This window comes from Sphingobacterium ginsenosidimutans (assembly GCF_039536865.1).
Taxonomy (GTDB): Bacteria; Bacteroidota; Bacteroidia; order Sphingobacteriales; family Sphingobacteriaceae; genus Sphingobacterium; species Sphingobacterium detergens.
Map to the genome: position 1 here is coordinate 169876 of NZ_BAAAZK010000008.1, position 14260 is coordinate 184135.

At 39.3% G+C, this 14260-nt stretch carries 12 protein-coding genes; 7 read left to right on the top strand and 5 right to left on the bottom strand.

Annotated elements, in window-relative coordinates:
* Positions 1-2: 2 nt before the first annotated feature.
* The 5 genes from ABFX33_RS21180 to ABFX33_RS21200 all read right to left on the bottom strand — a co-directional run bounded on the left by ABFX33_RS21180 (position 3) and on the right by ABFX33_RS21200 (position 8067).
* Positions 3-893: a zinc-binding metallopeptidase gene (locus ABFX33_RS21180; RefSeq protein WP_346088077.1), complete on the bottom strand. Its 891-nt coding sequence runs from the start codon at positions 891-893 to the stop codon at positions 3-5.
* A gap of 2 nt (positions 894-895) precedes the next feature.
* A complete protein-coding gene (locus ABFX33_RS21185; protein ID WP_346088079.1) occupies positions 896-2491 on the bottom strand; it encodes a RagB/SusD family nutrient uptake outer membrane protein in 1596 nt (531 codons plus the stop codon).
* Between the two features lie 23 nt (positions 2492-2514).
* The gene (locus ABFX33_RS21190) at positions 2515-6120 is read right to left on the bottom strand and encodes a SusC/RagA family TonB-linked outer membrane protein (RefSeq protein WP_346088080.1); all 3606 of its coding nucleotides are present in this window, start codon (positions 6118-6120) and stop codon (positions 2515-2517) included.
* 233 nt (positions 6121-6353) lie between these two features.
* Positions 6354-7493: a FecR family protein gene (locus tag ABFX33_RS21195; RefSeq protein ID WP_346088082.1), complete on the bottom strand. Its 1140-nt coding sequence runs from the start codon at positions 7491-7493 to the stop codon at positions 6354-6356.
* Positions 7494-7545: 52 nt separating this feature from the next.
* On the bottom strand, positions 7546-8067 hold the full coding sequence (locus ABFX33_RS21200; RefSeq protein ID WP_346088083.1) for an RNA polymerase sigma-70 factor: 522 nt from the start codon (positions 8065-8067) through the stop codon (positions 7546-7548).
* Positions 8068-8416: 349 nt separating this feature from the next.
* Between ABFX33_RS21200 and ABFX33_RS21205 the strand changes: the two genes are divergently transcribed.
* The 7 genes from ABFX33_RS21205 to mnhG all read left to right on the top strand — a co-directional run bounded on the left by ABFX33_RS21205 (position 8417) and on the right by mnhG (position 14202).
* Positions 8417-10726 (top strand): putative monovalent cation/H+ antiporter subunit A, encoded by a 2310-nt coding sequence (locus ABFX33_RS21205; RefSeq protein WP_346088085.1) that lies wholly within the window; start codon positions 8417-8419, stop codon positions 10724-10726.
* Positions 10727-10828: 102 nt separating this feature from the next.
* A complete protein-coding gene (locus ABFX33_RS21210) occupies positions 10829-11248 on the top strand; it encodes a Na+/H+ antiporter subunit B (RefSeq protein WP_172396330.1) in 420 nt (139 codons plus the stop codon).
* Entirely contained in the window at positions 11248-11604 is a 357-nt protein-coding gene (locus ABFX33_RS21215; RefSeq protein WP_077438800.1) for a Na+/H+ antiporter subunit C, read from the top strand. The genes ABFX33_RS21210 and ABFX33_RS21215 overlap by 1 nt, the downstream gene beginning before the upstream one ends.
* The gene (locus ABFX33_RS21220; RefSeq protein ID WP_346088087.1) at positions 11601-13109 is read left to right on the top strand and encodes a proton-conducting transporter transmembrane domain-containing protein; all 1509 of its coding nucleotides are present in this window, start codon (positions 11601-11603) and stop codon (positions 13107-13109) included. The genes ABFX33_RS21215 and ABFX33_RS21220 overlap by 4 nt, the downstream gene beginning before the upstream one ends.
* Positions 13110-13128: 19 nt before the next feature.
* A complete protein-coding gene (locus ABFX33_RS21225) occupies positions 13129-13587 on the top strand; it encodes a Na+/H+ antiporter subunit E (RefSeq protein ID WP_223581930.1) in 459 nt (152 codons plus the stop codon).
* Positions 13584-13859, top strand: a complete 276-nt coding sequence (locus ABFX33_RS21230) for a monovalent cation/H+ antiporter complex subunit F (RefSeq protein WP_120260163.1) — start codon at positions 13584-13586, stop codon at positions 13857-13859. Before ABFX33_RS21225 ends, ABFX33_RS21230 begins: the two co-directional genes overlap by 4 nt.
* Positions 13852-14202 (top strand): monovalent cation/H(+) antiporter subunit G, encoded by a 351-nt coding sequence (mnhG, locus tag ABFX33_RS21235; protein ID WP_104384043.1) that lies wholly within the window; start codon positions 13852-13854, stop codon positions 14200-14202. Before ABFX33_RS21230 ends, mnhG begins: the two co-directional genes overlap by 8 nt.
* Positions 14203-14260: the final 58 nt, after the last annotated feature.

Below are 14260 nucleotides of genomic sequence, written 5' to 3' on the forward strand. Positions count from 1 at the left end.
TCTTATTTTAAAGATGTCTGATCAAAGTTGGGTAAATCCGCTTGTCTAGCTAAAATCTCATCACGTAGCTCATCCAAATTAATATTCCATACATTTTGGAAATAAGTACGTACGATATCAAGTTTTGCTTCGATCAATGCTTTACCTTCTGCTCCGCCACTACTTATGCGTTGGTTCCATTGTGCTGGTGACAAGGTAATGTAATATGAATAAGTCTCTACAAAATCCTCGTTTGGCTCTTTTGAAGCATAAGGAGAAACAAAACCCGCCGCCGCGGCATCGGAATCAATTTCATAGATATCACTCCATGAATCGGAGACATAACTGGCTCCAGTAATCTGTTCAAAAGAAGCGGGATATCCCTTAGTTTGGTGTAAAATATGACCAAATTCATGGTGCATGGTATGAAAATAATATTCATTGAGAAAAGCGACATCTTTCCCCGTTTCCTCGTTCAATTCATTCAACAAATAAAGGGTGATCTTAACACCGCCTTCCGCTGTACCCAATACAAATGTTCCATTATTTCGATACGCAGGCGAGCCAATGTAGTTTAATAACTTAGGGAAATATTTTTTGATAAAGTCCTTACTCCCTGTAATTTTATCATAGGGTTCAATACCGAGATAATACAATAATTTGGTCATTCGGACAGAGCTTTCATAGCTCGCTGGACTCAAATTATAATTTAAATCCGACTCCTTTTCAACAAACTTATAAAGTATAGCAATATTATAATCCTTTGTATATTTTTGTTGAATATAATTATCTAATTCATTGCGTTCTGCCTTCTTATCTACAAATATGCTATCCGGGCTCAATTTTTCTTCAGAGCATGAAAATAAGAGCACCGAAAAAAACAACAATACATTAATCTTATTTAATATTTTCATAATTATCTTGGATTAGGGGTTAAACCTGCGGCAATAACTTCAGATGGTATTTGTAAAGCTGCTCTCTTATCCCGTGCAATCAATTTTGTTTCTGTCTCCACAGAAGCCACTGCACCAGATGAACTCAACACACGTCTTTCTACTTCAATACCATAGCGTTTAACATCAAACCACCTCAAGCCCATATGCAATGTTTCTACACGTCGTAAAAAGAGTAGCGCATGGAGCATATTTTCCTGCGTACCAGCCTCAAAAGAAATCATCTTAGGATCCAATTTTTTCTTAGCTGTGGGTATTCTGGCAGAAGAATAATTTATCCCGTTCGCCCACGTATTAATTGTAGCTACATTAAAAGTTGCCGGAGGTCTTACCAATGCATTGTCCACCCATCGCTTCATATCCACGACTGCTTCATCATAACGTTTGAGATGAATAAGTGCTTCGGCTCTTACCAACATTGTTTCTTCCGTTGTAAATGGCGCATACGCTCCACGTGCATATCCAATTCCCGCCACAGGATCCGTATACTCAAACATATAAGAAACACGGGGGAATAATACCTTATCTAAATTTGTTCCTGCATAAACAAAAGCACGTAATACATAACCAGTGGAAGCTAATTGTCCATAAGGTCCGGCTGCCATTGTTGTTTCTGTGTCCCCTAGTAGTGCACCATGTGAGTATCTCGATCCAAAAGAATATGGCCCAAATATTACGCCATGCTGTGTCCCTGCAGTTGCTACCATCAGATTAGACTTTTCTTCACTTTTGTTATAGGATATTGCTCCATTTGGGAATCCTCTAGTCCCCACAGCCTCAGCGGCGATCCTAGCGTAATTTCGTTGTAAACTTACTGGATTGACACCTATAGCTGCATTTGAGAAACTGACAGCTTTCTCCCAGTCCTGCATGTATAATGCAATTCGTGCTCTTAAAGCATTGGCAGCTCTGGAATTCATATGATATTTGGGGGTAGATCCAAAGGAAGAGTCGTCTATTAATGGAATAGCCTCATCTAAATCCTTGATCAGATGATCGTATACCTCCTGTACTGTATTACGCTGGTATTTTGGATCCAGCACAACCTCAGGTTCTGTCATATACGTGACACCTAAATCTGTTGCTGCATTTTCTTTAGTATAATGCTGTGCAAACAAATTAACAAGTATAAAATGATTGTATGCTCGTACTGCCAAAGCCTCTCCCCGTTGTGGGCTCAAACTGCTGGGATTTCCCATTTCTTGTATTGCTTGTAAGGAGGCATTCGCACTTGCGATTGCTGTATAGCAGGCTTCCCAAACATCTTTAGGCACCTCATCCTGATTGTCAGTGATTTCCTTCCATCGAAACAACTCCTCCATAAAACGTTCTCCATTTGGATTGGTAGGGCCATAATCATCCACATTATCAGATGATAGCTCTGCACTCACTAAATAAGCTGTTTGTGGATATGCGGATACCAATAATTTGTCAATTTTTGCTTCGGTATCGAGTTTTGCACGATTGTCGGGCATTTCATCAAGGAATTTATTGCAAGACGACAAATTCACTCCACAGATCAGTGCAATTGTTATATATATTCTATTATTTCTTTTCATTTTAATTAGATCTAAAATTTCGCTTAAAGTCCTAAACGTAAAGTCAACGTGTATTGTCTTGCTATAGGAGCGGCAACACCACCCGCATTGACAAACTCAGGATCCTGTCCATTTAGCTTTTTATCCGCATACAACAGGAACAAATTGGTCGCGTTAAAACGTAAACCTAAGGAATTTATCTTCCACGCTCTTATCAAATCTTTCGGAAACTCATAGCTCAAAGACACATCTTTCATTCGAATAAAATCGCCTTTAGCAGTTCGTACAGAGGAATAGTTATATGCGCTATAAGCATATCTTAAGTTATTACCATACGCCCTATTCTGTCCGGTGGTAGCAATAATAGGTACATTTGTAAATGCCTCGTCTCCTGCTACCATCCAACGATCCGCAAATTCTTTGGTTGATGCCGTTAAGTCGGAATATTGGTTAGAAAAAACCGGGTTCAAACGCACCACATTACCGAAGGAATAAGTCATAAATACATTTAAACTAAAATTCTTATAACTAAATGTATTTCCAAAACCACCTGTATGAATAGGATCTGTAGGGCCTTCATATTTTAGAAAGCCTATTTTATCCCGTTCCTGAAAATTAATACTGGTAACCGTTTCCTGATTCTCGGTATTTAGGAAAATAGGTAAGCCTTCATCATTCAACCGTACAAATGGAATAGAATATAATCCGCGTACAGGGCCACCCTCAAGAGCAAATCCAGTCCCTGTTATTAGGTCCATAACTTGGCTTCGGGTATCCAAACGTGTTACTTTTGTCTTTACATTTGCATAGGTAAATGTCGAATTCCATTTAAAATTCCGATCACGTAAGATATGTGCAGTCAAATTTAATTCGACACCGTGAGATTTCATATCTGCCACATTTCCAAATTTGGAAATCTGGCCTCCCAATCCTTGTGTATTGATGACACCGATCAAATCAAAATTGTTGCGCTTAAACCAATCAAAATCTACATTAATCCGATTATCCAAAAATCCCATGGATGTTCCGATATTCAATTCGTGTTTTTTCTCGTAAGTCAGTCCATTATTTGCTAAATCAGCGATTTCTAAACCCGATTCCGCATCACCTGCTGTCGGTCTCCATGGGGTATAAGAGCGATAGACAGCGTAGGAGTTTGTCACAGTCGATGGACCTCTATCACCAGTTAAACTATAAGAACCTTTCAATGTAAAATGAGAAAATGTCGGTCTTAAATTTTCAAAGAAATTTTCTTCATGTGCATTCCACGCCCCGGACAGGTTCCAGCTAGGCATCCATCTTGCAGAAGTCGCTTCGCCTAATTTATTTGCACCTTCATATCTGAATGTACCATTCAGAATATATTTTCCTGCATAAGAATAGGTAACATTCGTAAAAAATGCTGCTTGCCTATACCTTATATTTGTTGGATCATTTCTTCCATTTCGATTCACCGAGAAATAAGGGGAATTTTCTTCTTGTCCACGTTTAAATACCCGATAATCTGTAAAAGGGCTTTCTCCTAAGTCATATTGGAGCCCCCAACCTCTAAACCAGGTATTATCTCTTTGAGATGAGGTAAGTTCAGAACCGGCAAAAACATTCAGAAGATGATTCTCGTTAAAAGTTTTATTGTATTGCGCAGTAAAACGGAAGAGCTGCTCAAACATCGTATAATCCGTTCGATTATAGATTCCCCCCTCAGGTAATACAGAAATCGGTCTTGCATAAGGATCGTCCGGATCGGTATATAAAAATGGGTTATTGTCACGAATTGTCGTGTTTTCAGGTTCAGAAATCCCAGCACGATAAGCCATTGCCTGATTGGACCGATCTTTAACATAATGATGCTGTGTTGTCGATTGGTAACGAACAGACCCAAACGCCCCTAATTCTAACCCAGGAATCACTTTCCATTTCAGATCACCTTGAAAACGCAAATCAGCTACATTTATATCCATGTAATTGTTCTCCAGTTCGTGAAGGATATTAAAGGCAGCATAATTACGCGTATAGAATGTATTGGGATCCAAGGTCCGCGAGGTATTCATCGCATAAGCATAAGGATTAATATCAAAATCACGTTTTACTTGCCCAAAGACAACATCCTTCGACTGCCCTAGGGTACCGGGAGCTTGTTGTTGCCGATAGGAACCGTTGGTAATGATATTTAATTTAAGCTTGTCAGAAATATTATAGTTTGCATTTAGATTACCTGTATAACGATTTACTTTACTGCGTTTTGTCCATCCCGGATCAACTAATGCACTTAAAGAAGAATAATATTGGGATTTCTCTGTTCCCGATGACATGCTGAGCGAGTGATTATGTTGAAGACTAGGTTGAAATAACTCTCCAAACCAATCGGTATTGCGATACTCAGCTTCTTTCAAAAAATTATTGACATTGTGTCTATCCGTAAATAGATCATTCGGAATTTCACCTCTTTGTATACGCTTATATAAATCACCATATACACCACTGTTGCTTGCTACGGGCAGATCTGCAAATCCAATATAACCTTTATTGTACATATCATCATATACAGACATCTGCTCCTGAGAATTCATAATATTGAATTCTGAATAACGAGGGGTAGCACGTGTTGTATATTCGCCCGTATAATTTAGTGAACTCCGACCTGCTACTCCTTTTTTCGTTGTAATTACAATTACTCCAGCCATCGCTCTAGCGCCATAAATTGACGTTGCTGAACCATCTTTTAAAATTTGAAAGGATTCAATATCATGCGCATTTAATCCGGCAACGGCGGAACTAATTAACGTCAATGCATCACCCGATGACAGCTCATCTGAATTTACGTCAGCAACATCCTCTATAATAACTCCATCAACGACCCACAACGGTTTTGAACTGCCATAGATAGATGTTGCACCACGCACGCGAATCTTAGGTGCCGTACCGAAAGTTCCGGTTACATTTTGAACCGAAACCCCTGCCACTCTTCCTTCTAAACCACGACTAGGGTCAATCTGTCCGCCTATTTGCGCCGCTTCCCCCGAAATCTGTGAGGTCGCCCCCGTAAATAGACGTTTATCAAGACGCTGCCCCATACCAGTCACAACGACCTCTTCAATCTGTCTCTCATCCGATGCCAACACAATTGGAACAACATTCCGTCCTTTAACGCCCACCTCAACAGCTCCATAGCCAACATAGCGAACCACTAAAGTGGCTTCCGCTCCAGCATTTATTCTAAAACTACCATCACTGGCTGTCTGCGTAGTGATAGCAGTTCCTTTGACAGTCACTGTTGCCCCAGCCAGCGCGTTTCCATTTTTATCTTTTACGGTACCAGAGACTCCTTGCTGCACAATATTACTTGATCTAGCACCGTCAGTTTTTCCATTAACAGAAATCGTGTTGGCTATTATCTTATAGTCTATGTGATTATTACGCAAGACAGAGTTCAGTGCTTCTTCCACCGAAGCATCTTTCAGATTGACATTAACCCTCGCTTTGGAATCAATATTTTCTCCATAAAATAGCTGCAAATTGGACTGTTTTGAGATCGCGTTCAGCGCTTCCTCAATCCGTGCATTTTTCATTTTCAACGTAACTTTCTGCGCAACGCCATTGGCTTGGACTCCGGTCACAAAGGCGAAAAGAAGGCAAGTACTAATTTTCATAATACGTAAAGGTTTGCAAAACCGCGGGTCATGAGGTATCAGTCGCCACGTTTTGCCAAATGGTAAGTTATTCATACATTTACTCTTTGTGGTTAATTGGGTTTACTTAATTCGCTTTTTTAAATTTTTTAGCCTTTTTAATCATCTACGGACAGGGATGCTGCAACATTCCTGTTCTATTTTTTTCTAGGCTATTTGGTTAGGTATTGATCGATTACATAAGCACTCCTTTTTTATTTATTTTCTATTGTTAGTTCCTTTCCATTAAGTTCAAACTTCAGATTACATACATAGGTCAACATTTCTAGCACTTCCGAAAGCTTAACATCGCGCTTAAAATTCCCTGTATAAACTTTATTTAATGCCACATCTTGCTTAAATTTAACCTGGATATCATACCATTTGGAGAGTGTGGACGCAATCTCCACAATAGTCTCTTTCTTAAAATAAAACTGATTATTATGCCAGGATAAATCGTGTTCTAAATCGGCTTTTCCTTTACTAAGTCTTCCACCAACAAAATTGGCATATTCACCAGGTTCCAAAAACAAAATCTCTCCCGAATGACTTACTTGTACACGTCCAGAAGAAAGAGTTGTACGCACATCAGCGTTATAGGCATTGATATTAAAATGTGTGCCCAATACTTTGACTTCATTCCCCTTAGATTCGACATAAAATGGTCGTTTTGTATCATGCGAAACTTCAAAATATGCTTCTCCTTCCAATACAACACGACGTTCATTTTTATCAAACTTGACAGGAAATTTGAGTTGTGAATTTGCATTGACCCAAACTTGTGTACCATCTTCCAGAGATAATTTATAGAAATGTCCTTTGGGTACGACTAATGTATTGTATTCGATTGAGGGCTCAGTAGTTGGCATTGCTGTTGCACCAGCCCCCGCTATAATAGTTTTTGGATCTATTGTCTTCACCGAATTCTCCAAAGGTACTACAGACCCATCGGCCATCAGTAATAAAGCGCCAGACTGTGCTGGCAAAATGTCCTTTTTAAGAACTTTCTTTGCAGCCATTTTACCCGAATCATTTATTTCTTTGTCGCGCAGGTAAAACATTACTGCACCAAATATCATCACGAAAACTGCAGCAATACGTAGAAAAGGCCGATAATTCATCTTTTTGCTATGTCTAACAGCATCTACTTTTCGCCAAGCTTCTCCCTCGTCGAGATCTACAAAAAAATTCAGGTCCTGTTCAATATTTTTTGCTTCCCGAAAATCCTCAATCAGATTATCATTTCTTTTATCAGATTTGCGCCAATGCTCAATTGAATCACGCTCAGCAACAGTTTCCTGTCCACGAAGTAACTTTTGAATTAATTTGGCTATGTAATTGGTGTTAGCTTTCATATCTATAGGTTAGAAACCCTATAGAACAATATGGGGTGACAAAAATTTAAAATTATTTTAATAAAAAAATAATAAAGGGCAAAAATTCAGGATGCAGCTTGTCCAACAGCATCTTCATACCACGTTGTTTTTGGGTTTTAACGGTATTAACACTGATCTGAAGCCTTTCGGTAATCTCTAAATTGGACAAACCTTCCAAATATCCCAGCGTGAAAATTTGCTGACAGGCAGTTGGCATCTCTTGAATAATCCGGTAAACTTCATTTATTACTTCTGTATGAATTACAGATAGTTCAACAGAATGATCATCTTCTTCTTTAAAACCAACCTGCAACCAATATTTTTCTTTTACCCTCTCGTGTCGGATATATTTTAAACAAGAAAACCGTACAGCAGTATATAAATAATTGCGAACAAAACTCTCCGATTCATCCATACGCTGTTTTTCCCTAAAAAATGTAATAAAAGCTTCCTGTACCAGATCTTCTGCAACAGACGATTCTCCTACAAATTTCCAGGCAAAGTGGCACAAGCTTTTATAATGCTGTCTAAATAACTTTTCTTCAGGTCCCATAACGTAAAACGGGTATATAAAACAATTGATTAGTCACGATTGATGGAGTTCGGTAAACTAGTCTAGCGTAAAGATAGAATTTTAATCTTACTTTAACAATTATTAACATGTTTATTACATATATTGCAAAAACACCACATAAAACACTACTTATCAATAAACTACCACCAACCCTTCCCAAGACTATTTCCACCACTGCTTCACTTTCATCCATAAATAAATCTTGCCTTCAACAAAAACAAAACCTCAGTTTTTCGTATTTATTCTAAGCAAAACATGCAAAACGCTCCCGTTTTTCGAGTTTTTTTACTATATTGTAGACTTTCAAAAAATTTAAAACAAAGACTAAATGCTATTTACTGTTCTATCAGGATTAATAACATCGAGCCTTATTGTTCCATTTGGTAGATTCCTAAAAACCAAATGGGGTTTTATTCTCGCATTTTTACCGGTACTTTTATTTCTGTATTATATAAAACTTGTGGTCCCCATTAGTCAGGGATCCTATTTTGTACAATCGACAGCATGGGTCCCCTCACTAGGCATTAATCTGGATTTCAAATTAGATGGTCTGTCACTGCTCTTTACATTAATGATTACCGGAATTGGAGCTTGCATCTTTTTTTATGCAAATACCTATCTGAAGGGACATAAATACATCGACCGTTTTTTCGGCTACCTCTGCTTGTTTATGTCAGCCATGTTGGGTCTTGTGCTTTCGGATAACATGCTATTGCTCTTTATATTTTGGGAATTAACATCGATCAGTTCCTTTTTTCTAATCGGATTCAACAACGATAATGCTGATTCCAGAAAAAGTGCAATGACCGCGCTATCCATTACAGGTCTAGGCGGTTTCTTTTTACTTGCTGGTTTTATATTAATGGGCAATATCGCCGGCACCTATAATATCACCGAACTTGTGGGCAAGGTTGCATTGATTCAACAACATCCACTCTTTCCGCTTATTTTTGGATTGGTAGCACTTGGTGCTGTCACAAAATCGGCACAGTTCCCATTTCATTTTTGGTTGCCTGGGGCGATGAAGGCACCCACTCCGGTATCTGCATACTTGCACTCAGCCACCATGGTGAAAGCAGGAATATACCTGCTGGCTCGCTTTTCACCGATCTTGGGCGGAAACCCAATCTGGACATATTCACTTATGATCATCGGTGGTATTACCATGCTCTACGCTGCATTTCACTCACTTTTCAGAACGGATCTCAAGGGGGTACTCGCCTATTCTACAATATCCGCATTGGGGATCTTGGTTTTCTTACTCGGTCTTGGATCCAAAGAAGCAGTTATTGCAGCAAGTGTATTTATCCTTGTACATGCTTTGTACAAAGCAGCGCTGTTCTTAATTACGGGTATTATCGACCATGAAACCGGAACACGTGACTTAACTGTCTTGCGCGGATTACGCAAGGTCTTAGCTCCTGTCGCTATTGCAGGGTTCCTAGCAGCATTGTCAAGTGCGGGAGTACCCTTGACCTTTGGATTTATCGGAAAAGATCTGATCTACGACGCCACTTTACAAAGTGATTCACAATTATTCTTTTATTTGACGGCTGCCGCAGTACTGACGAACATCCTCCTGGTATCTGCTGGATTTATGGCCGGAATCAAACCCTTTGTAGGCAAATTACCAGAACAGTTTGCCCATGTGCACCTGCCCTATAAATCCATGTGGATTCCCCCATTATTGCTTGCTGTATTGGGGATCATATTCGGCTGTATGCCGGGACTTATTGGCGACTGGATCTCCGGACCAACCGCAAATAGCATCTTAGCTCAACAGGAAGTTTTTCACCTAAAGATATGGCATGGTTTTAATCTGATACTTTTACTGAGCGCCATAACAATTGTGGTCGGAACACTTGTATTTATTTCAAACCAACCAAGTGCGAAGAAATTGGCTTGGATAACTACTTTTGATAAAATTTCCCCAGAGCATATTATTAAGGTCTGTGCACAGGAGATTGTCCTATTCTCCGCTTTTTTCACAAACAAGATGCACAACGGTTACCTACGTTCATATCTTTTGAAAATCATCTTATTTGCTGAATTATTAATTGGCTATCAGCTATACCTAGGAGGACCACTTCATATCAAATGGGAAACCTTGTCCCCCGTCAGCTTTTATGAAGTGACAACAGTATGTATTCTGATTGGCGCTATTGTATTAACGATCCGAACTTCATCAAGGTTAACCGCAGTCGTAGCAACTAGTGTCGTTGGCTATGCAATATGTCTCATCTTTGTTTTTTATAGCGCCCCAGATTTAGCAATGACTCAATTTACGATCGACACCCTAACCGTTGTTCTGTTTGTATTGGTCTTGTTTAAATTGCCTTCTTTTCTAAACTTGGCAAACCGGCGTACCATCATTCGAGATGCAATAGTAGCTATTATATTTGGCAGTATGCTGTCTATGGTCGCTTTACGTGTATTACATGAACCAACCACTACCAATATCAGCAAGTTCTATGGTGATTATGCATACGTACTGGCGAAAGGAAAGAATGTTGTCAATGTACTGCTTGTTGACTTTAGAGGTTTTGATACCATGTTTGAAATTGTGGTATTGAGCATCGCTGCACTTGGAGTGTACAGTTTATTGAAATTACGTCTAAAATCATCTGATAAAGAATAAAAATAAAAGGTTAAAAATTAAGTAAAAAAAGAGAATCAGTTGGAATGCCACAGGCTTGCACAACCAAAATCTCAATACTCAAATCTAACTACTCAATACTAAATGAATAGTACCATATTACAAACCGCAACGCGGTATCTCTTACCGATACTTTTATTGTTTTCGGTATTTCTCTTGCTTCGGGGGCATTATTATCCCGGAGGAGGATTTGTAGGTGGTTTGGTTGCATCCATAGCCTTTGTGTTGCATAGTTTTGCTTTTGGCCCTCAAAACACCATGAAGCTCATTCAATACAAACCCTTATCCCTTATTCCCATTGGATTGGGAATTGCTGCTGTGAGCATGTTTCTACCTACCTTTTTTGGTTACCCAGTCATGACTGGGCTTTGGCTGGAAGAAAAGATTCCCGTCATTGGCATGATTGGCACAGCTTTATTCTTCGATCTCGGTGTATACTTTGTCGTCATCGGGGTTGTATTAACTATTTTATTCACAATTGCTTTAAATACAGAGGAGGAATAATGGAGCTGATTCTCGTTTTATTGATCGGTATTCTATATGCCGCTGGGATATACCTCATCTTGCGTCGCAGCATGGTGAAACTGTTATTAGGAATTATGTTATTGGGAAATGGGACCAATATATTGATCTTTTTGTTGGGGAATATTGTCAAAGGCAAGCCGCCAATAATCGGCCCTGACTTAAAGGTATTTACGGATATTTATGCCGATCCCATACCACAAGCCCTTATTTTAACCGCAATCGTTATCAGTTTTGGACTGACTTCGTTTGCTATTGTACTACTTAAACGCGTTTACGCCTTATTGGGCACAGATGATTTGGATAATTTGAACACGCCTGAGGAAGAAGATATATGATAGACAACCAGATTATTGCCACGGTTATCGTGCACCTTTTTATTGCAATTGTCCAGCTAATACTCTGGCGAAAATCTACTGCGCAACGTTTTCTGAGCGTCGGTGGGAGTCTCTTGGCCCTTATTCTTGCATTTAAGTTATTTTTCAAAGTTTATGATGGGGAAATCTTGACCATGAATGCTGCCAATTGGAAAGCACCATTTGGAATCGTCTTTGTCGCTGATCTTTTTAGTAGTACCCTGGTCGTCCTCACCTCAATTGCCGGACTTGCAGTTTCGATTTTTTCTTGTGTTGGTGTTGGAAGACAACGTATTTTATATGGCTATTTCCCTATTTTTCATTTCTTGATGATGGGATTAAATGGGGCATTTTTGACCGGAGATATTTTTAATCTTTATGTCTGGTTTGAGGTGATCATTATTTCTTCCTTTGTGCTGATGACGCTCGGCGGTCGTAAATCGCAATTGGAAGGCGCCGTAAAATATATGGCCATGAATATATTGGCCTCCACTTTTTTCTTGACAGGAATTGGTATTCTTTATGGCATCTCGGGCTCCCTCAATATGGCTGACCTAGCGCTACGTATCCCTAAGATACAAAATCAAGCACTCGTAGAAATTACAGCTACTTTTTTCCTTATCGGCTTTGGAATCAAATCGGCTGTATTTCCGCTGTATTTTTGGCTTCCTTCCTCTTATCACACACCGCCTTCGGCTGTTGCCGCAACTTTCGGTGGTCTATTGACCAAAGTTGGGATTTATGCCTTATTCAGGGTATTTTCGCTATTGTTTATTCCAAACCAATTCACCAAAGAACTGTTGATCATATTGGCAATACTCACTATTTTGACAGGCGCCTTTGGTGCATTGATTAAAACCAATATCCGCAGGTTATTTTCCTACTTGATTGTCTGCCATATTGGTTTTATGATTGGTGGTTTAGGTTTATACAGCAAATGGGCGCTGTTAGGTGCTATTTTTTATCTTATTCACGATATCATGGTAAAAACCAACTTATTCTTAATGGCAGGTGTTATTCGACAGCTTCGGGGGACCATGGATATGAACAAGCTGGGGGGACTATATGCACAATACCCCAAGATTTCATTACTTTTTGCAATCGTACTTTTCTCCTTGGTCGGTATCCCGCCCTTATCAGGTTTCTGGCCCAAAGTCTATCTTTTTAAAGATGCCTTTCAATTGGAAAAATATGCTTTCGCAGGAGCATTGATTATCGGTAGTTTTATTACGCTCTATGTTATTGCCAAAATGTGGGCCCAGGTATTTTGGAAGGATGCTCCCGAGCCTGAGATCATCGAAGATAAATTTGCTGGAATGATAGGCTATAAAAGAACAATGCTACTCTTACCTGTCATAATATTGGCATCAGCATCTCTTTATATCGGATTTAATGCCGAAGCCATTATACATGTCGCAGATAAGATAGCCACACAATTACTGGATACTTCACCTTATATAAATGCTGTATTAGGAGGGCAGAATTGATATGATAAAACAGTTTCTAATGAACCTCATGCTATCTTTTATTTGGGTAGCACTGACAGGATCAATGTATTATACGAATTTCATGTTCGGTTTTTTACTTGGTTTCGCGATTCTTTGGATCATGAACAAAAACGAAGCCGATCAACGTTATTTCTATCGTGTTCCCAAAACGGTGAGTTTTATTCTATTTTTCTTATGGGAAATGATTGTCGCTAATGTGCAAGTTGCTTATGATGTGATCACCCCTAAGTTTTTTATTAAACCAGCGATCGTCAAGTATCCGATGGATGCCAAGACAGATCTGGAGATCAATCTGCTTTCAACTTTTATATCACTAACACCCGGTACGCTTATTTTGGATGTGAGTGAGGATAAGAAGACTCTCTTTATCCATGTTATGTACATGAAGAGCAAAGAACAATTTGTCTCGACCCTAAAAAACAATGTTGAACGAAGACTTTTAGAACTCTTACGATGACTTTAACTACTTACTTCGATTACGTTATCCTACCGATATTAACCTTATCGGTTATTCTGGCTTTTATCCGCTTATACAAAGGTCCGCAGATCTTTGATCGCGTCATTGCCCTGGATCTCATTATCACAATTGGAATTGGAATTATTACAGTCTATAGTATACGTACTTCGCAGGAAGTATTTTTAGATATTGCCATGATTTTGGCACTGATCGCATTTCTAGGAACTATAGCCTTTTCATTTTATTTAGAAAAACAAAGCAATGATGACTGATATTACGTTAGCAATTTTAAGCACCATCGGCGCACTGGCCATATTGTTCGCTTCAATAGGCATATTACGGATGCCTGATTTCTATTTGCGGCTTTCAGTGACCGTAAAAGCAGCAACCCTAGGCGTCGGTCTCTTATTGATCTGCGCCGCAATGACATTTCCGGATGTCTCCGTGACGACTAAAGCAATAGCAATTGGTTTCTTTTTAATCTTGACCGCACCTGTTGCGGCCCACATGATTGGACGAGCCGCTTACATACAGCGTGTAAAGACCTGGAAAGGGACAACCTTAAACGATTTGGAAAAAGAAGGCCAACTGGATTGTCGGAAAGAAGATTTTTAGACTCTTCCGCAGATATTCGTAAAAATATTACCATCAGCAAGAGTTCTTCACAAACAAT